The 21,870-nt window shown below is 69.0% G+C and carries 24 protein-coding genes and 2 pseudogenes; 23 read left to right on the forward strand and 3 right to left on the reverse strand.

The window, feature by feature from the left end:
- The first annotated feature begins 20 nt into the window (after window positions 1-20).
- The 9 genes from G6N58_RS14755 (at window position 21) to G6N58_RS14795 (ending at window position 7,737) form a co-directional block, all read left to right on the forward strand.
- Window positions 21-1,037 (forward strand): Ppx/GppA family phosphatase, encoded by a 1,017-nt coding sequence (locus G6N58_RS14755; RefSeq protein WP_068915397.1) that lies wholly within the window; start codon window positions 21-23, stop codon window positions 1,035-1,037.
- Window positions 1,034-2,050, forward strand: a complete 1,017-nt coding sequence (locus G6N58_RS14760; protein WP_115278204.1) for an Rv0497 family membrane protein — start codon at window positions 1,034-1,036, stop codon at window positions 2,048-2,050. The genes G6N58_RS14755 and G6N58_RS14760 overlap by 4 nt, the downstream gene beginning before the upstream one ends.
- Window positions 2,051-2,071: 21 nt before the next feature.
- Window positions 2,072-2,917, forward strand: a complete 846-nt coding sequence (locus tag G6N58_RS14765; protein ID WP_068915399.1) for a sugar phosphate isomerase/epimerase family protein — start codon at window positions 2,072-2,074, stop codon at window positions 2,915-2,917.
- A gap of 15 nt (window positions 2,918-2,932) precedes the next feature.
- Window positions 2,933-3,775 carry a thioesterase family protein gene (locus tag G6N58_RS14770; protein WP_435406142.1) on the forward strand — a complete coding sequence of 281 codons (843 nt, stop codon included), beginning with the start codon at window positions 2,933-2,935 and terminating at the stop codon, window positions 3,773-3,775.
- Window positions 3,776-3,927: 152 nt separating this feature from the next.
- Entirely contained in the window at window positions 3,928-4,803 is an 876-nt protein-coding gene (proC, locus tag G6N58_RS14775; protein WP_115281504.1) for a pyrroline-5-carboxylate reductase, read from the forward strand.
- 139 nt (window positions 4,804-4,942) lie between these two features.
- Entirely contained in the window at window positions 4,943-5,188 is a 246-nt protein-coding gene (locus G6N58_RS14780; protein WP_068915401.1) for a cell division/environmental response transcriptional regulator, read from the forward strand.
- Window positions 5,189-5,321: 133 nt separating this feature from the next.
- Window positions 5,322-5,423, forward strand: coding sequence for a 30S ribosomal protein bS22 (locus G6N58_RS14785; protein WP_003402602.1), 102 nt, complete (start codon window positions 5,322-5,324; stop codon window positions 5,421-5,423).
- A gap of 121 nt (window positions 5,424-5,544) precedes the next feature.
- On the forward strand, window positions 5,545-6,633 hold the full coding sequence (locus G6N58_RS14790; protein WP_115278202.1) for an SDR family oxidoreductase: 1,089 nt from the start codon (window positions 5,545-5,547) through the stop codon (window positions 6,631-6,633).
- Between the two features lie 36 nt (window positions 6,634-6,669).
- Window positions 6,670-7,737 (forward strand): lysophospholipid acyltransferase family protein, encoded by a 1,068-nt coding sequence (locus tag G6N58_RS14795; protein ID WP_068919588.1) that lies wholly within the window; start codon window positions 6,670-6,672, stop codon window positions 7,735-7,737.
- 138 nt (window positions 7,738-7,875) lie between these two features.
- On the opposite strand, the gene G6N58_RS14800 is transcribed toward G6N58_RS14795, so the two are convergent.
- The 3 genes from G6N58_RS14800 to G6N58_RS14810 form a co-directional block, all read right to left on the reverse strand.
- Window positions 7,876-8,775: a cyclopropane mycolic acid synthase family methyltransferase gene (locus tag G6N58_RS14800; protein WP_115278201.1), complete on the reverse strand. Its 900-nt coding sequence runs from the start codon at window positions 8,773-8,775 to the stop codon at window positions 7,876-7,878.
- 11 nt (window positions 8,776-8,786) lie between these two features.
- A complete protein-coding gene (locus tag G6N58_RS14805) occupies window positions 8,787-9,287 on the reverse strand; it encodes an FAS1-like dehydratase domain-containing protein (protein WP_115278200.1) in 501 nt (166 codons plus the stop codon).
- Between the two features lie 62 nt (window positions 9,288-9,349).
- Window positions 9,350-10,243, reverse strand: coding sequence for an HAD family hydrolase (locus G6N58_RS14810; RefSeq protein ID WP_068915405.1), 894 nt, complete (start codon window positions 10,241-10,243; stop codon window positions 9,350-9,352).
- 62 nt (window positions 10,244-10,305) lie between these two features.
- Here G6N58_RS14810 and G6N58_RS14815 point away from each other — a divergent pair, with 62 nt between their 5' ends.
- The 14 genes and pseudogenes from G6N58_RS14815 (at window position 10,306) to G6N58_RS14875 (ending at window position 21,842) form a co-directional block, all read left to right on the forward strand.
- Window positions 10,306-10,587, forward strand: a complete 282-nt coding sequence (locus G6N58_RS14815) for a glutaredoxin family protein (RefSeq protein WP_115278199.1) — start codon at window positions 10,306-10,308, stop codon at window positions 10,585-10,587.
- 123 nt (window positions 10,588-10,710) lie between these two features.
- Entirely contained in the window at window positions 10,711-12,066 is a 1,356-nt protein-coding gene (locus G6N58_RS14820) for a glutamyl-tRNA reductase (protein WP_068915407.1), read from the forward strand.
- Between the two features lie 18 nt (window positions 12,067-12,084).
- Window positions 12,085-13,011 (forward strand): hydroxymethylbilane synthase, encoded by a 927-nt coding sequence (gene hemC / locus G6N58_RS14825; protein ID WP_115278198.1) that lies wholly within the window; start codon window positions 12,085-12,087, stop codon window positions 13,009-13,011.
- A 19-nt stretch (window positions 13,012-13,030) separates the two neighbouring features.
- Window positions 13,031-14,737: a bifunctional uroporphyrinogen-III C-methyltransferase/uroporphyrinogen-III synthase gene (locus tag G6N58_RS14830; RefSeq protein WP_068915409.1), complete on the forward strand. Its 1,707-nt coding sequence runs from the start codon at window positions 13,031-13,033 to the stop codon at window positions 14,735-14,737.
- Window positions 14,738-14,739: 2 nt separating this feature from the next.
- Window positions 14,740-15,711, forward strand: coding sequence for a porphobilinogen synthase (hemB, locus tag G6N58_RS14835; RefSeq protein WP_115278197.1), 972 nt, complete (start codon window positions 14,740-14,742; stop codon window positions 15,709-15,711).
- Window positions 15,708-16,163 (forward strand): hypothetical protein, encoded by a 456-nt coding sequence (locus G6N58_RS14840; protein ID WP_179968217.1) that lies wholly within the window; start codon window positions 15,708-15,710, stop codon window positions 16,161-16,163. Before hemB ends, G6N58_RS14840 begins: the two co-directional genes overlap by 4 nt.
- 233 nt (window positions 16,164-16,396) lie before the next feature.
- On the forward strand, window positions 16,397-16,828 hold the full coding sequence (locus tag G6N58_RS14845) for a hypothetical protein (RefSeq protein ID WP_147289314.1): 432 nt from the start codon (window positions 16,397-16,399) through the stop codon (window positions 16,826-16,828).
- Window positions 16,821-17,444 (forward strand): transport-regulating membrane protein Mce1N, encoded by a 624-nt coding sequence (mce1N, locus tag G6N58_RS31315; protein ID WP_435406141.1) that lies wholly within the window; start codon window positions 16,821-16,823, stop codon window positions 17,442-17,444. The genes G6N58_RS14845 and mce1N overlap by 8 nt, the downstream gene beginning before the upstream one ends.
- Window positions 17,441-17,692, forward strand: a complete 252-nt coding sequence (locus tag G6N58_RS14855; protein ID WP_163908175.1) for a hypothetical protein — start codon at window positions 17,441-17,443, stop codon at window positions 17,690-17,692. The genes mce1N and G6N58_RS14855 overlap by 4 nt, the downstream gene beginning before the upstream one ends.
- Before the next feature lie 16 nt (window positions 17,693-17,708).
- Window positions 17,709-17,918: pseudogene (locus tag G6N58_RS31320) on the forward strand (heavy-metal-associated domain-containing protein); the annotation flags it as partial.
- 60 nt (window positions 17,919-17,978) lie between these two features.
- Window positions 17,979-19,856: pseudogene (locus G6N58_RS14860) on the forward strand (copper-translocating P-type ATPase); the annotation flags it as partial.
- Window positions 19,857-19,899: 43 nt separating this feature from the next.
- Window positions 19,900-20,763, forward strand: coding sequence for an oxygenase MpaB family protein (locus tag G6N58_RS14865; protein ID WP_115278194.1), 864 nt, complete (start codon window positions 19,900-19,902; stop codon window positions 20,761-20,763).
- Window positions 20,760-21,350: a TetR/AcrR family transcriptional regulator gene (locus G6N58_RS14870; protein WP_115278193.1), complete on the forward strand. Its 591-nt coding sequence runs from the start codon at window positions 20,760-20,762 to the stop codon at window positions 21,348-21,350. The genes G6N58_RS14865 and G6N58_RS14870 overlap by 4 nt, the downstream gene beginning before the upstream one ends.
- A 9-nt stretch (window positions 21,351-21,359) precedes the next feature.
- Entirely contained in the window at window positions 21,360-21,842 is a 483-nt protein-coding gene (locus tag G6N58_RS14875) for a pyridoxamine 5'-phosphate oxidase family protein (protein ID WP_115278192.1), read from the forward strand.
- The last annotated feature ends 28 nt before the right edge of the window (window positions 21,843-21,870 follow it).

Below are 21,870 nucleotides of genomic sequence, written 5' to 3' on the forward strand. Positions count from 1 at the left end.
CGGGGTATAGGTTTGGGTACGTGCGACTGGGCGTGCTCGACGTGGGAAGCAATACAGTTCATCTGTTGGTGGTCGACGCCCGGCGGGGCGGTCATCCCACACCGATGAGCTCCACCAAGGCTGCGCTGCGCCTGGCCGAGGCCATCGACAACTCCGGCAAGATCACCCGCAAGGGCGCCGACAAGCTGGTCACCACCATCGACGAGTTCTCCCGCATCGCGGCCAGCTCGGGCTGCGTGGAGCTGATGGCGTTCGCCACCTCCGCCGTGCGTGATGCCACCAACTCCGAGGACCTGATCGCGCGGGTGCGGGCCGAGACCGGGGTGGCCCTGCAGGTGCTCACCGGGGTGGACGAGTCTCGGCTGACCTTCCTGGCGGTGCGCCGCTGGTACGGATGGAGCGCCGGGCGCATCATCAACATCGACATCGGCGGCGGCTCGCTGGAACTGTCCAACGGCGTCGACGAGGAACCGGATGCGGCGTTGTCGCTGCCGCTGGGAGCCGGCCGGCTCACCCGGGAGTGGATGCCCGACGATCCGCCGAGCCGGCGCACGGTGAGTGCGCTGCGCGATTGGCTCGACAGTGAGCTGGCCGATGCCAGCGCCACCCTGCTCAAGGCCGGCAGCCCGGACCTGACGGTGGCCACCTCGAAGACGTTTCGTTCGCTGGCGCGGCTCACCGGAGCGGCCCCGTCGGGGGCGGGTCCCCGGGTGAAGCGGACGCTGACGGCCAACGGCCTCAGGCAGCTCATAGCGTTCATCTCTAGGATGACGGCGGCTGACCGTGCAGAACTGGAAGGAGTGAGCACCGAGCGCGCCCCGCAGATCGTGGCCGGTGCGCTGGTGGCCGAGGCGACCATGCGAGCGCTGTCCATCGAATCCGTCGACATCTGTCCATGGGCGCTGCGCGAGGGACTCATTCTGCGCAAACTGGACAGCGAAGCGGACGGAACGGCGTTGGTGGAGACCCCGGTGCGGGAAGCTGCGCGCCGCGCAGAGGACCGGCAGGACGGCCGGTCGAGAGGCAACAGACGATGACAGGACCACAGGACAGCGAAACCAGCACGCGGCCCATCTCGGTGGCCGAGCTGCTGGCCAAGAACGGCACCATCGGTGCCGCGCCCCCGGGTGGACGGCGCAGGCGTCGGCGCGGCAACGCCGATGCCGTCACGGTTGCCGAACTCACCGGCGAGATCCCGATCGTCCGTACCGGGGAAATTCCCGTCGTCCGCGAGGAGCCCGAGGCCGTCGCCGAGCCCGACGTCCCTGAGACCGAGGTCATCGAGACCGAGCCGCCCGCGGCGCAGGAGGACTCCGAGAGCCACGACCGCAACGGCAACGGCAGTGCCGCCGCCACCGTTGCCGAGACCCCGCACACCCGTCCTGAGCTCGCTGATGTCCCGGTCGCCCGCCGGGGTCCCGCCGTCAAGCCCGAACGCAGTCATTTCCCGCTGCCCACCCGGCGCGGCCCCGCCGAGACCATGAGCCCGGACCCGGTGGTCGACGAGGCGGCGGCACCCGAGGTCGACGAGCAGCCCGACGAGCTGGGCATCGGCTCGGCGCCGGCGGAGGCCTCGTCGCTGCAGACCTACCTCAAGGCCACCAGCGGACCGCTGTTCGGCGGCCAGACCGTGGCCGACGACCTGGCCCGCCAGTCCCGCACCGATGAGGATGCCGAGCCCACGGTGGCCGCTGACGAGCTGGAAGTCCTCGAGGTGGAGGAGGCGCTGCAGGAGCCGTCCGACACCGGGACGACGGCCGAGGGCTCCACCGAGAAGCTCTCCCGCGGTCAGATGGCGGTGCATGCGCTGCTGATCGCCGTGCAGTCCATCGTCGCGGTGGCCTTCGGTGCGGGCCTGTTCATCGCCTTCGACCAGCTGTGGAAGTGGAACAGCATCGTCGCGCTGGTGCTCGGGGTCCTGGTGATCCTGGGTCTGGTGGTGGGGGTGCGGGTGGTCCGCAAGACCGAGGACATCGGCAGCACGCTCACTGCGGTGGCGGTAGGGGCCTTGGTGACGTTCGGGCCGCTGGCGTTGCTGCAGGCAAGCTGAGCCAGCCCAGGCCTCATTCCGGTGCGTCCCGCCATCAAGGTCGGCCTGTCCACGGCCTCGGTGTATCCGCTGCGAACCGAGGCCGCTTTCGAGTACGCCGCGCGCCTCGGTTACGACGGCGTGGAGCTGATGGTCTGGGCTGAGACCGTCAGCCAGGACATCGCCGCCATCGAGACCCTCTCGGCGCGGTATTCGATGCCGGTGCTCTCGGTGCATGCGCCCTGTCTGCTGATCTCGCAGCGGGTATGGGGCGCCAACCCCATCACCAAGCTCGAACGCAGTGTGCGGGCCGCCGAGCAGCTGGGCGCCCAGACCGTGGTGGTGCATCCGCCGTTCCGCTGGCAGCGTCGCTACGCCGAGGGCTTCAGCGACCAGGTGGCAGAGCTGGAAGCCGGCAGCGAGGTGCTGGTGGCGGTGGAGAACATGTTTCCCTTCCGCACCGATCGCTTCTTCGGCACCGGCCAGCCGTCCATCGAGCGCATGCGCAAGCGCGGGGGCCGCCCCGGCGTCGGCATCTCGGCTTTCGCTCCCTCCTATGACCCGCTGGACGGCAACCACGCCCACTACACCCTTGACCTCTCCCACACCGCCACGGCGGGCACCGATGCCGTCGAGATGGCGCAGCGCATGGGGGAGGGGCTGGTGCACCTGCATCTGTGCGACGGCAACGGTGCGGCCACCGACGAGCACCTGGTCCCGGGCCGCGGCACCCAGCCCACGGTGGAGATCTGCCAGATGCTGGCTGCAAGTGACTTCGCGGGCCATGTGATCCTGGAGGTCACGACGTCGGGGGCGAGGTCGGTCTCGGAGCGGGAGACCCTGCTGGCCGAATCGCTGAGCTTCGCCCGGACGCACCTGTTGCGCTGAGTAGAGGAACTTCGTTTGTCCACCGAAACCCGGTTCTCCCATGCCATGACCCTGCAGCCCGGTCCGGTCGACGGTGACGCGGCGCGCTTCGCCGGGCACCTCAACGAGCACTGGACCATCGGCCCGAAGATCCACGGCGGGGTGATGCTGGCCCTGTGCGCCAAGGCGGCGCGGTCTGCCGGCGGCGACGGCCTCGAGCCCATGGTGGTGTCGGCGAACTACCTGCGCGCCCCCGACCCCGGCGCGGTCGAGCTGCAGACCCAGATCCGCAAACGTGGTCGCCAGGTCAGCCTGGTCGACGTCGAACTGGTCCAGGACGGCCGGGTCGCGGTGCGCGCGGCCGTCACACTCGGCGTGCCCGAACGGGACTCAGCGGCGCTGCTGGACGCCAACCCGGTTGCCGCTGCGATGAGCCCGGAGCCGCCGGCCGACATCGCGGCCATCGGACCGGGGCACCCGCTGGCCGGGGTGAACCATCTGGTGGCCGGCTGTGACATCCGGATCGATCTCTCCGAACTGGCGCCCGGCACCGCCGAACCGCGTACCCGGATCTGGGTGCGTCCGCGCGACGAGGCACCCGATGCGCTGTTCGCGCTGCTGTGCGGCGACATCTCCGCGCCGATGCCGTTCGCGGTGGGGCGGCGCGGCTGGGCGCCCACCGTGCAGCTGACCGCCTACCTGCGGCGGCGTCCGGCCGACGGCTGGCTGCGGGTGCTGTCCACCACCACGGAGATCGGTGCGACGTGGTTCGACCAGGATTACGTGGTGATCGACAGCGCCGGCAGCGTGGTGGCGCAGACCCGGCAGCTGGCGCTGGTGCCCACCCGGGACCCGGCCGAGTTGCGGGACAAGCGTTAGGCAGTAATTCAAGCCGGATCTCCTTCGCCTGCTCGTCCGCCCCCTCGCTCCGCTGGGGGAGCCCCCACGCAGCCTCGGCCTCCGGCGTTAGTTCGCCCACTCCCCGCGCGCGTGCCGGGGCGTGCCCGCGACCATTCGTTAGGGTGCCCACCATGGCAAGAATCGCGATTCTCGGTGGTGGCAACATGGGCGAGGCACTGCTCGCCGGTCTGTTGCGTGCCGGTCGGCAGGTCAAGGATCTGGTGGTCTCGGAGCGGATGCCAGAGCGGGCCAAGTACCTGGCGGAGAAGTACTCGGTGCAGGTCGCCTCCGCCGGCGACGCCGCCGAGCACGCCCAGTACATCGTGATCGCCGTCAAGCCCACCGATGTGGACTCTGTGGTCGCCGAGGTGGCCGAGGCGGCGTCCAAGGCCGAGGCCAACAGCACCGAGCAGGTGATCGTGAGCGTCGCCGCCGGAGTGCCGACGGACTATTACGAAAATCGGCTGCCCGCGGGCTCGCCGGTGGTGCGGGCCATGCCGAACGCCCCGGCTCTGGTGGGCGGAGGTGTCACGGCGCTCGCGCGGGGGCGGTTCGCCTCGGCCGAGCAACTCAAGGGCGTCGCGGAGATGTTCGACTGCGTGGGCGGGGTGCTGACGGTTCCCGAGAGTCAGCTGGATGCGGTGACTGCGGTTTCCGGCTCCGGGCCGGCCTACTTCTTCCTGATGGTGGAGGCACTCGTCGACGCCGCGGTCGACGCCGGGCTGCACCGATCGGTGGCCACCGACCTGGCTGTGCAAACCATGGCCGGTTCGGCTGCGATGTTGCTGGAGCAGATCGATGACGGTCGCCGCGCGGTGGCCGAGGGCGGTGCAGCGGTGGTCCCCGACACCACCGCAGCCCAGCTCCGCGCCACGGTGACGTCGCCGGGCGGCACCACGGCGGCCGGGCTGCGCGAGCTCGAGCGCGGAGGTTTGCGGACAGCGGTGGCAAGTGCCGTGGAAGCGGCCAAAAAGCGCTCTGAGCAGCTAGGAATTACATCAGAGTAGTTCAGGAAATTTTGACCGATAACCCCACACCCGTCGCAGTAACCCCAACAGCCCCGCTATTCTCCTCGTTGTAAGCGCGTGTTCGTGCCAGCGGAGGGGAAGCCGCTGGAACTGGCCGTGCCTGATTGATTGGGTTGCGATGACGTCTATGAACGGGCCATCGGGTGGCAAGCGGGACGGCGGAGCCGGAGACGGCCAGCCGGCTGCCAGAGCGCAGTTCCTCACTGTCGCCGAGGTCGCCGGGCTGATGAGAGTCAGCAAGATGACGGTGTACCGACTCGTGCACAACGGCGAGCTGCCGGCGGTGCGGGTGGGACGCTCGTTCCGCGTCCACGCGAAAGCGGTCCACGACCTCCTGGAGACGTCGTACTTCGACGCGGGGTAGTGCCGCGGGGGACCCCGGTGGGCTGTCCGTCCACCCCCCTTTTTTCGGTAGTGGCCACTCTTTCGGTAAGGTGGCCGGGTTCAGTCGTGTCAGTGAAGCGCGCTCAGCGCGCTGGTAGTAGGCAGCGGAGTTCATGGGTTCAGTCATCAAGAAGCGGCGCAAGCGGATGTCGAAGAAGAAGCACCGCAAGCTGCTGCGTCGTACCCGGGTGCAGCGCAGAAAACTCGGTAAGTAGCGCTTCGGAGATGCGGGCTCGCCATGTGCGGGCCCGCATCATCCTGCGCGGTACCGGTGTGTTTTCTGTCGGTCTCGCAGGTAGTGATGCCGACTGGGTGACCGGCCGGTAACCTGACTGAATGGAATCCGGCGGCGATCGCTACACCCCGGACGCCAGGACCCCTGCTCCTCCGCCCAAAGTCGTTCTCGTCACGGGCGCATGCCGGTTCCTGGGCGGGTACCTGACCGCACGTCTGGCGGCGGACCCCGCCATCGACCGGGTGATCGCGGTGGATGCTGTCACCCCGAGCAAAGACCTGCTGCGGCGGATGGGCCGCGCCGAGTTCGTGCGCGCTGACATCCGGAATCCGTTCATCGCCAAGGTGATTCGTAATGGCGATGTCGACACCGTGGTGCACGCCGCCGCAGCGTCGTATGCCCCGCGTTCCGGCGGGCGGGCCACCCTCAAAGAGCTCAACGTGATGGGCGCGATGCAGTTGTTCGCCGCCTGCCAGAAGGCGCCGTCGGTGCGCCGGGTGGTGCTGAAGTCCACCTCCGAGGTCTACGGCTCGAGCCCGTACGACCCGGTGATGTTCACCGAGGACAGCAGCGCCCGCCGTCCGCCCCGGGACGGCTTCGCCCGCGACAGCATTGACATCGAGGGGTATGCGCGCGGACTCTCGCGGCGCCGTCCGGACATCGCGGTGACCCTGCTGCGGTTGGCCAACATGATCGGCCCCGCCATGGACACCGCGCTGTCGCGTTATCTGGCCGGCCCGGTGGTGCCCACGGTGGTGGGGCGCGACGCCCGGCTGCAGCTGCTGCACGAGCAGGACGCGCTGGGGGTGCTGGAACTGGCCACCAGGGCAGGCAAGGCCGGCACGTTCAACGTCGGTGCCGGCGGCATCATCATGATGTCGCAGGCGATCCGGCGCTCCGGACGGCTGGCGCTTCCGCTGCCGTCGGCAGGGGTTCGGCTGATGGATTCGCTGTTGCGGGCCGCCAGCGGTACGGAGTTCAACCGCGACCAGTTGGCGTACATGAGCTACGGACGGGTCATGGACACCACCCGGATGCGCACCGACCTGGGCTACGAGCCGAAGTGGACGACGGTGGAGGCGTTCGACGACTATGTCCGCGGCCGGGGTTTGACTCCGATAATCGACCCGCGGTGGGTACGCTCGGTGGAGGGTCGCGCTGTGGCGGCAGCGCAGCGTTGGGGCAGCTAGAGATGAATTCTTCGGGGCGGGGAGAGGGTGGCCATCGTGTCTGGTGAGCCGGAAGCGAAAGTCATTCCGCTGCATGGTAATTCAGGCCGCGCGGCGGCCGCGCGGCGGGCATCTCTGCGTGCCGAGGCAGCCCGGCGGCACCCGTCGCTGCTGTCCGAACCGGACACCAGGGCCACCGTCGACGAAATGGCCGCCGTGGTGCGCGAGATCGACGCCCACCGCGGCGGTGCCGGCGGCGGCACCGGTGCGGACGACGCCCCGAACGAACTCGCCGAGCGCATCGCAGGGCTTGCGGAATTCGCGCGCAAGCGTCTCACCGGCGACTACGTGGTCGACGAATTCGGGTTCGATGCACACCTCAACGAGGCCGTCTTCATGCCTTTGCTGAGGTTCTTCTTCCGATCGTGGTTCCGCGTCGAGGTCAGTGGCATCGAGAACTTGCCCGAAGACGGTGCTGCACTGGTGGTGGCAAACCACGCCGGGGTGCTGCCCTTCGACGGGCTCATGGCGTCGGTGGCCGTCAAGGATCACCATCCGACGCATCGGGATCTGCGTCTGCTGGCCGCGGACATGGTCTTCGACATGCCCGTGCTCGGCCACGCGGCCCGCAAGGCCGGCCACACCATGGCCTGCGCCGCCGACGCACACCGACTGCTGGCCGGCGGGGAGCTCACCGCGGTCTTCCCCGAGGGATACAAGGGCCTGGGCAAACAGTTCAAGGACCGCTACAAATTGCAGCGCTTCGGTCGCGGCGGATTCGTCTCTGCGGCCCTGCGTACCAAGGCGCCGATCATTCCGTGCTCGATCGTCGGCTCCGAAGAGATCTACCCCATGCTCGCCGACGTGAAGTTGTTGGCCCGGTTGCTCGGATTGCCGTATTTTCCTGTGACACCGCTGTTTCCGTTGGCCGGCCCGGTTGGCCTGGTGCCGCTGCCGTCGAAGTGGCACATCGCCTTCGGCGCCCCGATCAGCACTGCCGACTACGACGACGGCGCGGCTGATGACCCCATGGTCACCTTCGAGCTCACCGATCAGGTCCGCGAGACCATCCAGCAGACGCTGTATCAGTTGCTGGCGGGCCGCCGGAACATGTTTTTCGGCTGAGGTCGAGCCGCAGCGTGGAACGAGTCTGCGGCGAAGAGCCTCAGCCCAGACAACTCGGCTGACGTGCGTTGAGACAGACATCAGGCGAGAGAATCCGCGGCGGAATCTCTCGCCTGATGTCTATCTCAACTGCTGGGCTCAGCCCTTGGTCAGAGTGAACTGGCAGATGTCGGTGTAGCCCTCGCGGAACAGATCGGCGCACCCGGTGAGGTAGCGCATGTAGCGGTCGTAGACCTCTTCGCTCTGGATCGCGATGGCCTCGTCCTTGCGGGACTCCAGCGCCGTGGCCCACAGGTCGAGTGTCTTGGCGTAATGCAGCCGCAGCGGGTGCACCCGCGCGACGGTGAACCCGACGCGCTCGGCGTGCCGCTGGACGGCGCTGACCTGAGGCAGGTCCCCGCCCGGGAAGATCTCGTCCATGATGAACTTGAAGAACTTCAGCTTGTTCATCGTCAGCGGCAGACCGCGTTCGGCGAATTCCGCATCCTCGGGCTTGACGATCGTGTGCAGCATCATCGTGCCGTCGGCCGGCAACAGGTTGTAGGCCTTGTCGAAGAACGCTTCGTAGCGGTCGCGGCCGAAATGCTCGAACGCGCCGATGGACACGATGCGGTCGACCGGCTGATCGAACTCTTCCCAGCCCTGCAGTCGCACCTCGGCGCTGCGACCGGAGTCGCGTACCACCGGCGACTCGGCGAGCAGCTTCTGGACGTGGGCCTTCTGGTTCTCGCTGAGCGTCAACCCGATGACGTTCACGTCATGCTTCTCGACCGCGCGGTGGATCGTCGCGCCCCACCCGCAGCCGATGTCGAGCAGCGTCTGACCCGGCTTGAGATCACACTTGCCCAGCGACAGGTCGATCTTGGCGACCTGGGCCTGCTCCAGGGTGTAGTCGTCCTGCTCGAAGTAGGCGCAGCTGTACGTCTGGGTGGGATCGAGGAACAGCCGGAAGAAGTCGTCGGAAAGGTCGTAGTGCGTCTGCACATCCTCGAAATGGGGTGTGAGTGCGCCGTCAGTGGAATTGCTGGCCGGGGGCATAGGCGCCGACACTATGCGCCGCTGATCCGCGATGCAATTGCCGCAACCTGTGCATCGGTCTCGGCACTGCTGGAGGCTTCGCCGAGCATGGTGACCACGGTGGTGAGCACCGGCTCGCCGTTCGCGTCGGTGACCTCACTGCGCAGCTCAGCGATGATGGCGCCGTGTGATTCGGTGACGTCATCCAGGTAGGAGTCGAAGTACAGCACGTCGCCGGCAACGATCGGGCGGTGGAATTCGAGCTTCTGGTTGCGGTGCAGCACCCGCGCCAGATTGATGCCGACGTCGAAGTTCTTGAACATCTCCAACTGCACCCGGCGACCGGCGACAGCGATGAATGTGAGAGATGCCACCACCGCGTCGTAGCCGAGCTCTTTGGCCGCTTCTTCGTCGTAGTGCGCGGGGTGATCGTCTTTGACCGCGCTGGCGAACTCGCGGATCTTCTCGCGACCCACCACGAAGCTGTCGTGGTAGCGGTAATGCGTGCCGATGATCTCTTCAGCAATGGCCATGGCAGGTAACGCGTCCTTTGCAATGGTGGTCAGCGGCGGAGCTTATCAGCGGCGACGTCTGGTCAGCGCCGACGTGACGCCACGGCCGCCAGCGCTCCGCCGGCCGCACCGAGCGCCAACGCGGACGGCACCCCGATCCTGGCGGCTTTGCGGGCGGTGCGGAAGTCCCGGATCTCCCAGCCCCGCTCCCGGGCAAGGTCACGCAGGTCGGCGTCGGGGTTGATGGCCACCGCGGTGCCGCACAGGGTCAGCATCGGTACGTCGTTGTAGCTGTCGGAGTAGGCGGTGCAGCGGCGCAAATTCAGGCCCTCGCGGATGGCGAGCGCGCGCACGGCGTGGGCCTTGCCGGTGCCGTGCAGGATCTCGCCGACCAATCTGCCGGTGAACACGCCGTCGACCGACTCGGCCACGGTGCCCAGGGCACCGGTGAAGCCGAGCTTGCGGGCGATGGTGGCGGCCAGTTCGTACGGCGTGGCGGTGACCAGCCACACCTGCTGGCCGGCGTCGAGGTGCATCTGCGCCAGGGCCCGGGTGCCCGGCCAGATCTTGTCGGCGATGATCTCGTCGAAGATCTCCTCGCCGACGGAAACCAGCTCGGCGGTGGGCCGGCCCTCGATGAACGCCAGCGCCTTGCGCCGGCCTTCGGCCACGTCGTCGCTGTTCTCCCGGCCGGTCAACTGGAACTTGGCCTGTGCGTAGACGAAGCCCAGGACATCGCCGTAGGTGAAGTACTTGCGTGCGGCCAGCCCGCGGGCGAAGTGCACCAGAGACGACCCGTGCACCAGGGTGTTGTCCACGTCGAAGAAGGCGGCCGCGGTGAGGTCCGACGGCGGGGGCGGGGGAGGTTCGACGGTCTCCAGCGCAGCGTCTTCGACCTCGGTCAGGCCCTGCGCGGCGCGCTCGGCGCTGGCCTCGCCCGCGACCCCTTGCGCACCGTCGACGTGGCGCCCGAGCATCGCGGACCCCCTTCCTACGGCTACCGGCTGCAGAATCACCCTACTAAGACACACTGGTACAGGTGAGTCGCGCACAGGTGGTGTTGCTGAGCAGGGCCGGGTGCAGTATCTGCATCGCCGTGCTCGAGAGGTTGACCGAGTTGGCCGCCGAGCTGGACTTCGAGCTGTCCACCGTCGACGTTGATGCCCGCGCCGCCGACGGCGACGCCACGCTGCGCGCCGAATACGGCGACCGGCTGCCGGTGGTGCTGCTCGACGGCGCCGAACACAGTTATTGGGACGTCGACGAGCCCCAACTGCGAGCTGACCTGGCCGCCCGGCGGCGTGAGGAATGGAACAGCTGATCAATTTGGTGGCCTGCACGGCAGGGATTACCGTGGACAACAGATTTTGCCGATATTGGCAAGCTTTTTCACCGTTGGCGGCAAGGGAGCGTGCTAGGTGATGGCTCGATTGGTGGCGTGCCTGTGAGCGTTCTGCTGTTCGGTGTTTCCCACCGTAGTGCGCCGGTGTCTGTGTTGGAGCAACTCTCCACCGACGAGTCCGACCAGGCCAAGATCATCGAGCAGGTGCTGCTGTCACCGCTGGTGACCGAGGCGATGGTGCTCTCGACCTGCAACCGCGTCGAGGTCTACGCGGTGGTGGAAGCCTTCCACGGCGGCCTCTCGGTCATCGGCCAGGTGCTCTCCGAGCATTCCGGCATGTCGATGGGCGATCTCACCAAGTACGCCTACGTCCGCTACGCCGAAGCCGCCGTCGAGCATCTGTTCGCGGTGGCGTCCGGGCTGGACTCCGCCGTCATCGGCGAACAGCAGGTGCTGGGCCAGGTGCGCCGCGCGTACGCCGCCGCCGAGGCCAACCAGACCGTGGGCCGCACGCTGCACGAGCTGTCCCAGCGCGCGCTGTCCATCGGCAAGCGGGTGCACACCGAGACCGGCATCGACGCCGCAGGCGCCTCGGTGGTGTCGGTGGCTTTGGGCATGGCCGAAACCCGCCTCGAGACGCTGGCCGGCCGGTCGGCGGCGGTCATCGGGGCCGGTTCCATGGGGGCATTGTCGGCAGCACACCTGGTGCGGGCCGGTATCGCCACCGTGCACGTGGTGAACCGCTCGATGCCGCGCGCGCAGCGGCTGGCCGAGAACCTGCGCGCCCAAGGGGTCGACGCGCACGCACACAATCTCGATGACGTCGCCGACGCACTGACCGATGTGGACGTGGTGGTCAGCAGCACCGGCGCCGTGCGCCCGGTGGTCTCGCTGGCCGACGTGCACAACGCCCTGTCGGGCCGCCGGCGCCAGTTGGTGATCTGCGATCTGGGCATGCCGCGCGACGTGGATGCCTCCGTTGCCGGGCTGCCCGGCGTCTGGGTGGTCGACATGGACCGCATCCAGCGCGAGCCGTCGGCGCGGGCCGCGGCCGCCGACGCCGATGCCGCTCGCCGGATGGTGGCCGCCGAAGTTGCCACCTACCTGGCAAGCCAGCGCATGTCGGAGGTCACCCCCACCGTCACCGCGCTGCGCCAGCGCGCCGCCGACGTGGTGGAGGCGGAGTTGCTGCGGCTGGACAACCGGCTGCCGGGCCTGGACACCGCACACCGCGACGAAGTGGCCAACACGGTGCGACGCGTGGTCGACAAGTTGCTGCACGCGCCCACCGTCCGGGTCAAGCAACTGGCCAGCGCTCCCGGTGGAGACAGTTACGCCGAGGCTCTGCGCGAGCTGTTCGAGCTCGATCCCACCGCAGTGGACGCAGTGGCCACCGCCGGCGAATTGCCTTTGGTGCCAACTGATTACGAGGGCCCTCGACCCGAGGTGGCCGGGTAATCGTTGTCTGAATCCGCCGTGATCCGCATCGGTACCCGTGGCAGTCTGCTGGCGACGACGCAGGCTGGTGTCATCAGAGACGCCCTCATCGCCGCCGGCCACGCCGCCGAGCTGGTGATCATCTCCACCGCCGGGGACCGCTCCTCGGCGCCCATCGCCGAGATCGGCGTCGGCGTCTTCACCGCCGCGCTGCGCGAGGCCATCGCCGCCGGCGAGGTGGACATGGCGGTGCACTCCTACAAGGATTTGCCGACCGCCCAGGACCCCCGGTTCGTCATCGCCGCCATACCGCCGCGCGAGGATGCCCGCGACGCCCTGGTGGCGCGCGACGGGCTGGTGCTGGGGGAGTTGCCGACGGGCTCGGTGATCGGAACGTCGAGCCCGCGACGGGCGGCGCAGCTTAGAGCACTGGGTCTCGGTTTGGAAATCCGCCCCCTACGAGGCAACCTAGACACCAGGTTGAACAGGGTAAGCAGCGGTGATCTCGACGCCATCGTGGTTGCTCGGGCGGGGTTGGCCCGCATCGGACGCCTCGACGCTGTCACCGAGACGCTGGAGCCGGTACAGATGTTGCCGGCACCGGCTCAGGGGGCACTGGCCGTCGAATGCCGCGCCGGTGATATCGACCTGGCGAAGGTGTTGTCCGAACTGGATCACACCGACACCCGGGTCGCTGTCACCGCAGAGCGAACCTTGCTCGCCGAGCTGGAGGCGGGATGCTCCGCACCGGTGGGCGCGATCGCCGAGGTGGTCGAGTCGATCGATGAGGACGGTCACGTCTTCGACGAACTGTCGCTGCGCGGGTGTGTGGCGGCAGTGGACGGATCCGACGTGATTCGCGCATCCGGTATCGGGACTCCCGGACGGGCCGACGAGCTGGGGCTCTCGGTCGCCAGGGAACTGTTCGAACTGGGTGCGCGCGAGATCATTGCGGACACGCGATGAGAAGTGGAGCGGAGCGGGCATGACCTCCCAAACGACGACCTCACAGACCGTTGGTCGGGGCCGGAAGCCGAAGCCGGGACGCATCCTGTTCGTCGGTTCCGGACCGGGAGACCCGGGCCTGCTGACGACACGGGCGCGCGCGGTGCTGGTGAACGCCGCGCTGGTGTTCACCGACCCCGACGTTCCCGAACCGGTGCTCACGCTCGCCGGCTCCGAGCTGCCGCCGGCCTCCGGGCCCGCGCCGGCACCGGAGAAGGACACCCCCAAGGACAGTTCGGCCCAGGCCAGCAGCGACGGCGTCATCGCCGACGAGATCGCCCCGCCGGTGGTCACCCTCGGACCCGACATCCGCCCGGCCCTCGGCGATCCCGCCGAGGTGGCCAAGACCCTGGCCCACGAGGCCCGCCTGGGCGTCGATGTGGTGCGGCTGGTGGCCGGTGACCCGCTGTCGCTGGATTCGGTGCTCGCCGAGGTCAACGCCATCGCCAAGACCAATCTGGTGTTCGAGATCGTGCCGGGACTGCCCGCGGCCACCGCGGTGCCCACCTACGCCGGCTTGCCGCTGGGCTCGGCCCACACCGTCGCCGACGTCCGCGGTGACGTCGACTGGGCGGCGCTGGCCGCCGCTCCCGGGCCGCTGATCCTGCACGCCACCCCTCAGCACCTGGCCGATTCGGCGCGCACCCTGATCGAGCACGGGCTCGTCGAGAGCACGCCGTGTGTGGTGACCGCCCAGGGCACCACCTGCGCCCAGCGCAGCGTCGAGGCCACCCTGCACGAGCTCACCGACCGGGCCGCCATCGGCGCGTCGGAACCCGCCGGACCGCTCACCGGCCCGCTGGTGGTCACCATCGGCAAGACCGTCAACCACCGCGCCAAGCTGAACTGGTGGGAGAGCCGCGCGCTGTACGGCTGGACCGTGCTGGTGCCGCGCACCAAAGACCAGGCCGGTGAGATGAGTGACCGTCTGGTCAGCCACGGCGCGCTGCCCATCGAGGTGCCCACCATCGCCGTCGAGCCGCCGCGCAGCCCCGCGCAGATGGAACGCGCGGTCAAGGGTCTGGTCGACGGCCGCTACCAGTGGGTGGTGTTCACATCCACCAACGCCGTGCGCGCGGTGTGGGAGAAGTTCGGCGAGTTCGGACTCGACGCGCGTGCCTTCTCCGGAGTGAAGATCGCCTGCGTGGGTGAGGCCACCGCCGACCGCGTGCGGGCCTTCGGCATCAGCCCCGAGCTGGTGCCCTCCGGCGAGCAGTCCTCGCTGGGCCTGCTGGACGAATTCCCGCCGTACGACGATGTTTTCGATCCGGTGAACCGGGTGCTGCTGCCGCGCGCCGACATCGCCACCGAGACCCTGGCCGAAGGCCTGCGGGACCGCGGTTGGGAGATCGAGGACGTGACCGCCTACCGCACCGTGCGGGCGGCCCCGCCCCCGGCGCAGACGCGCGAGATGATCAAGACCGGTGGCTTCGACGCCGTGTGCTTCACCTCCAGCTCCACAGTGCGCAACCTGGTGGGCATCGCCGGAAAGCCGCACGCGCGCACCATCGTTGCGTGCATCGGCCCCAAGACCGCCGAGACCGCGGCCGAGTTCGGGCTGCGCGTCGATGTGCAGCCGGAGACCGCTGCCATCGGCCCGCTGGTCGAGGCCCTCGCCGAGCACGCCGCCCGGCTGCGCGCCGAGGGTGCCCTGCCGCCGCCGCGTAAGAAGAGCAGGCGCCGCTAGGCATGCGTCAGCGTCCACGCAGGTTGCGCTCCACCCTGGCGATGCGCCGGTTGGTGGCCGAAACCTCACTGGAGCCACGGCATCTGGTGTTGCCGATGTTCGTCGCCGACGGGGTGGCCGAACCCCGGCCCATTTCCTCGATGCCCGGGGTCGTGCAGCACACCAGGGACTCGCTGCGCCGTGCCGCCGCCGACGCGGTGGCCGCCGGGGTCGGCGGGCTGATGCTCTTCGGCGTACCGCGCGACGAGGACAAGGACGCACTCGGGTCGGTCGGCGTTCACCCGGACGGCATCCTCAACGTCGCTCTGCGTGATCTCGCCGCCGATCTCGGCGAGGACACCGTCCTCATGGCCGACACCTGCCTCGACGAGTTCACCGATCACGGCCACTGCGGCGTACTCGACACCCGGGGTCGGGTGGACAACGACGCCACCAATGAGCAGTACATCAAATTGGCTGTGGCACAGGCTCAATCGGGTGCGCACGTGGTGGCGCCCAGCGGCATGATGGACGGTCAGGTGGCCGCCATCCGCGACGGTCTGGACGCCGCGGGACACAGCGACGTCGCCATCTTGGCGTACGCGGCGAAGTTCGCCTCGGCCTTCTACGGCCCGTTCCGCGAAGCGGTGGGCTCCAGCCTGCAGGGCGATCGCCGCACCTATCAGCAGGACAGCGGCAACGCGCGGGAAGCCCTGCGGGAGATCGAGCTCGACCTCGCCGAGGGCGCTGACATGGTGATGGTCAAGCCCGCGATGTCGTATCTGGACGTGGTGCGCGCCTGCGCCGACATCTCGCCGGTGCCCGTCGCGGCCTATCAGATCTCCGGTGAGTACGCGATGATCAGCGCGGCTGCGGCCAACGGGTGGATCGACCTGCGGGCCTCTGTGCTGGAGTCGCTGACCGGTATCCGTCGCGCAGGGGCGGACATCGTGCTGACCTACTGGGCGGCCGACGTGGCAGGCTGGTTGGCGTGAGCCATCCGCAGGGTTACTACCCGCCCCCCGGGCATCAACCTCCGCCGGCCCCGAAGCCCAAGGTAGAGCGTCCCGCCGATGTCGACACCGGCTTCTGGCTCTGGGTGATCGCGCTGCCCCTGATGAGTATCAGCTACACCGTGGATGCGGTGTCGGCCCCGAACAGCGTGGCGCTGGGCATCGCGCTGTCGCTGGGGATCCTGGTGGTGGTGGACGTCCTGGTCATCACCTTCCTGATCCTCATGCGCTCCGGCTACCGCTGGACCCGCACCGTGCTGACCGCCGGTGGCCTGGCCTCCATCGTGACGACCGTGTTCGGGCTGTTCGCCGAGGGGCGGCCGCCCTGGGCCGCGGTGAGCTCGGCAGTCACCGGCATCATCGGCGTGGTGCTGATCGCCGGCGGGGTGTACCTGCTGCATCGCAAAGAGTCCCACGAGTTCTTCACCCGCTGACCCCCTCTGCCCGCCTTCCCCCGCCACATGTGTGCGGTTTTGCGCAAGACACGCCGTGGCGGGCGAGCTGAGCACACATGTGTGCCGGGCGGGGGCGGGCTGGCTCCGACATGTGTGCGGTTTTGCGCGAGACACGCCGTGGCGGGCGAGCTGAGCACACATGTGTGCCCCGGGGTGACGGCCGCGCCCTCGTCCCTCAGGCGACCACTTGCCCGGCGTAAGCTGACCCGACCATGACCCCGACTTCGGCCACTCCCCGCCCCAAAGCCGTGGACACCGCGTTCTGGCTGCTGGTGGCGGGGGCGATTCTGCTGGTGATCAACGGTCTGATGGCGACCACGCTCAGCTTCAGCGCTTCGGCCACCGACCCCCGGGTGGCGAATTTGCTGGTCTTCCAGCGCGGGGCGGGCATCCTGTTCGTCGTCGTCGGTGCGGCGCTGGGATTCGTCAGCGGCAAGATGCGCCAGGGCGACCCCCGCTTCCGTCGTGCCACCATTGCCTTCGCCGCGACCATCACGGTGCTGGTCCTCGGACTGGCGGTGCTGGCCAAGGCGGTGTTCGTGGTGGCGCTGCTGGCGGTGGTGCCGATCATCGTGGGGGCGCTGGCGTTGACCCGTCCGCCGGTGGTGGCCTGGTTCATCGAGCAGGAAGCCGCGCGTGGCTGAGCCCGTGGAGCAGCCGCAGACCGTGCTGTTCTTCGAGAACGGCGCCAGCTGGTACTGGGTGCTGGCCGGGCCCGCGGCGGCCGCGGCCATCATCGGAATCCAGATCACCAGCGGCGCGGGGGTGCAGTGGGTGGTGCCGGTGGTGTTCCTGGTGTTGGTGTCGGGGTTCATCGCCGTGCAGATCAAAGCGGCGCGGATCCACACCTCGGTGGAGTTGACGCCGACCTCGCTGCGCCAAGGCACGCAGACCATGAGCCTCGACGAGATCGTGGCCGTGTACCCCGCCCCGAAGAACGCGACCCGCAGCTATTACGACGACCGCAGGCTCAACAAGAGCGCCGGAAGATCGAACGCGCTGGCCAACCGGGCGCTGAAAAAGGCCGGAGTCGATCCTGCCGAGCTGCCCGAACCCGCACCCACGCCCCGACAGGACGACGACTCGGCGACGGTGGCCAAGTGGCAATCCGCGCGCGCGCTCGGTGAGCTCACCGGGGTTCCGCGGGGGCGCACCGGAATCGGCCTCAAGCTCACCGGCGGACGTACCGCTCAGGCCTGGGCGCGCCGGCACGTCGAGCTGCGGGCCGCACTGACCGAACTCGTGGAGAGCCGGTCATGACGCAGCGCAGGCGGGCGCTGCTGGAGCTGGTCCTCGCCGTCACGGCTCTGGTCGGCGTGGTGCTCAGCGCGGTCAACGTGCGTCAGGTGGTCGACGTCGCACCCATCGCCGAGGGCGAACCGGCCACCACCTCGGTGCTCTATCACGCTCCGCCGCTGGTCCTGGCTCTGTTGTTGGCGACGGTGGCCGGGGTGCTGCTGGTGCTGGCAATCGCTCGCTGGCGGAGGCCACAAACCCATACCCCCTAGGGGTACTGTGGGTGGCATGACCAACCCATCGGTGAGTTCTGTCGCGACCGATCTCGAGCTGCGCGGCATGACGTGTGCGTCGTGCGCGGCCCGCGTCGAACGCGGGCTCAATGGGCTGCCCGGTGTGCAAGCCAGCGTCAACTTCGCCGTCGAGCGTGCGCACGTCGAGCATGATCCCGGCGTCAGCGTCGAGCAGCTCATCGGCGCGGTGGAGGCGGCCGGCTACCACGCCGCACCCGTTCCGACGCCGGGCGAAGCGCCCTCGCACGACACCCAGGAGCCGAGCCTGCGCGGCCGCCTGATCGGCTCGGCCGTGCTGGCCGTCCCCGTGGTGGTGCTGTCCATGGTGATGGCGTGGCAGTTCACCGGATGGCAGTGGCTGGTGCTGGCGCTGACCACACCCATCGTGGCCTGGGGCGGTTACCCGTTCCACCGGGCCGCGTTCAACGCCGCCCGCCACGGCGCCTCGACCATGGACACCCTGGTGTCCATGGGCACCCTGGCGGCCTACCTCTGGTCGGTGTTCACGGTGATCACCAACCCCGGCCCCCACTTCCACGCCCATGTCTACTTCGAAGTTGCCGCGGCGGTCACGGTGTTCCTGTTGGCCGGACGCACCGCCGAGGCCCGCGCCAAGCGGTCGGCGGGTTCGGCGTTGCGTGCGTTGCTCACCCTGGGCGCCAAGGACGCCGTGGTGGTGCGCGACGGCATCGAGACGCAGATCCCGGTCGCCCAGCTCGCCGTCGGTGACGTGTTCGTCGTCCGGCCGGGGGAGCGGGTGGCCACCGACGGCGACGTGGTGGAGGGCAATTCGGCACTGGACACCTCGGCGATGACGGGGGAGTCGGTGCCGGTGGACGTCACCGCGGGTTCCGCGGTGCTCGGCGGCGCGGTGAACACCTACGGGCGCATCCGGGTGAGGGCCACCAAGGTGGGCGCGGACACGCAGTTGGCCCGGATGGGCCAGTTGGTCACCGACGCCCAGAACGGCAAGGCCTCCATCCAGCGGCTCGCCGATCGGGTGTCGGCGGTGTTCGTGCCCGCGGTCCTGCTGATCGCCGCGCTCACCGTCGCCGGGTGGTTGCTGGCCGGCGCGGGCGTGGCGGCCGCGTTCACCGCAGCCGTCGCCGTGCTCATCATCGCGTGCCCGTGTGCACTCGGATTAGCCACGCCCACAGCCATTCTGGTGGGTACCGGTCGCGGTGCCCAGCTGGGTGTGCTGATCAAGGATCCCCAGGTGCTCGAGACCGTCACCGGCATCGACACCGTGGTGCTGGACAAGACCGGCACGGTGACCACCGGCCGGATGACCGTCGGCGCTGTGGAGCCGCGGCCCGGCGAGGACGCCGACGGACTGCTGCGCCGGGCCGCCGCGGTGGAGGCCGCGTCCGAGCACCCGGTGGCGGCGGCCATCGTGGCGGCGGCACGCGAGCGGGGCCTGGACGTGCCCGAGGTCCACGACTTCGAGAACCGGCCCGGCATCGGCGTTTCCGGTGCGGTGGACGGTGTGCAGGTCACCGTCACCCGGCAGGGCTCGATCACCGGCGTCGACCTGCTGGCACCGACGCCCGCGTCAGGCACCGGTGTCGACGTGGCCTGGGACGGTCGGGTGCGCGGCACCATCCGGCTGGCCGACGTGGTGAAGCCCAGCAGCGCGGCGGCCATCGCCGAGTTGAAGACCATGGGCGTCACCCCGGTCCTGCTGACCGGCGACAACGAAACCGTGGCCCGCGACGTGGCCGCCCAGGTGGGCATCGACCAGGTGATTGCCGGCGTCCTGCCCACCGAGAAGGCCGACGCTGTCCGCCGGTTGCAGGCCGAGGGGAAACGGGTCGCCATGGTGGGCGACGGCGTGAACGACTCGGTGGCGCTGGCGGCCGCGGACATCGGCATGGCCATGGGCACCGGCACCGACGCCGCCATCGAAGCCGGCGACGTCACGCTGGTGCGCGGCGATCTGCGGACGGTGCCGACCGCCCTGCGGTTGGCGACGCGCACGCTGGCCACCATCCGGGTGAACCTGTTCTGGGCCTTCGCCTACAACACCGCGGCCATCCCGTTGGCCGCGGTGGGCCTGCTCAACCCGATGATTGCGGGTGCGGCCATGGCGGCGTCGTCGGTGCTGGTGGTCGGCAACAGCCTGCGCCTGCGCCGCTTCCGCTGAACCCCGAGTTGGAACAAAGTGCAGAATCTGTAACACTGTTGCGGTGACCGAACTCGTGGACCCCGCGGTACAGCCCGACGCGCTGCCCCTGGGTGCGGACTCACTGATCTGGCGGTTCTTCGGCGACAACCGGATGTTCCTCATCGGGCCCCGTCCCGGCGTCCTGCAGCTGATGCTCGCCGAACTCGGCCAGGGGGTGCAGGACCATTCGGTGTTCTTCGCCGACACCGCGGCGCGGATCAAACGCTCACTGCCGCCGATCTTCCGCACCGTCTACGGCTCCGACGATCACAACGCCGGCACCCAGGTGCGCGATTTCCACCACAACATCAAAGGGGAGCTGCCCGGAACCGGCCGGCGTTACCACGCACTGGATCCCGATACGTACTTCTGGGCGCACGCGACGTTTCTGGACCAGGTGTTCTACTTCGCCGACACGTTTGTCACCCGGCTGACCGACGCCCAGAAAGAGCAGATGTACCTGGAGTCCAAGACCTGGTACCGCCGCTACGGCGTCAGCGACCGCCCGATGCCGGCGACCTATGCGGAGTACGAGAAGTATTGGCAGCACATGCTCGACGACGTGGTGCTCGACCACCCGTCGGCCACCTACAGCGTCGGCTACGTCACCAAGGGCTTCCCGCGGCCCAAAGGGATGTCGCCCCTGGCCTGGCGGGTGCTGTCGAAGGTGTTCAACCCGGTCGCGGCCTTCTTGACCACCGGAGGCCTACCACCGCAAGCGCGCGCCACGCTGAACCTGCCGTGGAGCCCCGCGCAGGAGCGGCGCTACCAGCGTTTCGCCGCGTTCTGGCGCAGCCGCCCGGTCAACTGGATCTGGGATCGGCTGCCGATGTCGGTGCGCTACAACGGCATTGCCAACGCCGGGTTCGCCAGGGAGGGGTCATGACCGACGATCCCGCCACCGCCAAGATCCTCGACGCCGCCGTCGCCGAATTCGAGCGCCACGGCTTCCGGCGGGTGGCCCTCGACGATGTCGCCAAGCGGGCCAAGGTCAGTCGCACCACCATCTACCGGCGGTTCGCCAATCGCGACGAACTGGTGGCCGCGGTGATCGACCGCGAGAACATCGCGCTGTGCGCCGACATCGCCGACGAGCTCGAACATCAAGCGCCACAATCCAACTACTACGTCGAGGCCTTCGTCTCGGCGATCCTGCGGTTCCGCAGCCACCGGGTACTCAACCAGCTGATCATCGACGATCCCGGGCTGGCGCTGGAATTGGCGCGCGAACACTACGGCGCCGCAGTGCTGCGCATCGCCGATGCGCTGGAGCGCATCTTCCCCGCCGGGTTCGCGCAGCGGGTGGGGGCGGCGGTGGTCGACGAACTGGCCGACGCCATCCTGCGCTACGCCATGATGGCGCTGCTGCTGCCGGGCAACCGGCCGCTGGAGTCCGCCGAGGACCTGCGTACCTTCGCCGCCGCGCACTTCCTGCCGAGTCTTCCTGCGGCACTGCGCACCGTGGCCGTATAAAGGTCGGTTATGAGCGCACTTGCCGACGTCGCACCCGCGTTTGTCGACATGGCCCACCGGATCGTCTGGGCGTCGGTGGCCACCGTCGACGCCGACGGCAGGCCCCGCTCCCGCGTGCTGCATCCCCTCTGGGAATGGGACGGCACGACGTTGACCGGCTGGATCGCCACCGGCCCCACCCCGATCAAGCGGGCCCACATCGCCGCACACCCAGACGTGTCGCTCAATTACTGGGACCCGACGCAGGACACGTGCAGTTGCGAGGCGACGGTGGAGTGGGTGTTCGACGACGACGAGCGCGTCGCGCTGTGGGAGCGGTTCAAGAACGGCCCGGCCCCGGTCGGCTACGACCCGGCCATCATCGAGCCGTGGGCCGGCGGGCCGACGTCGCAGGCCTTCGCCGGATGGAAGCTGAGCCCGACACGGCTGCGGGTGATGCCCGGCACCGTGATGACCCAGGGCTCCGGCGGGCTGCTCACCTGGCACGGCTGACCAGGGCAAGAACCCCCGCCGGGCATGC

This window comes from Mycolicibacterium tokaiense (assembly GCF_010725885.1).
Classification (GTDB): domain Bacteria; phylum Actinomycetota; class Actinomycetes; order Mycobacteriales; family Mycobacteriaceae; genus Mycobacterium; species Mycobacterium tokaiense.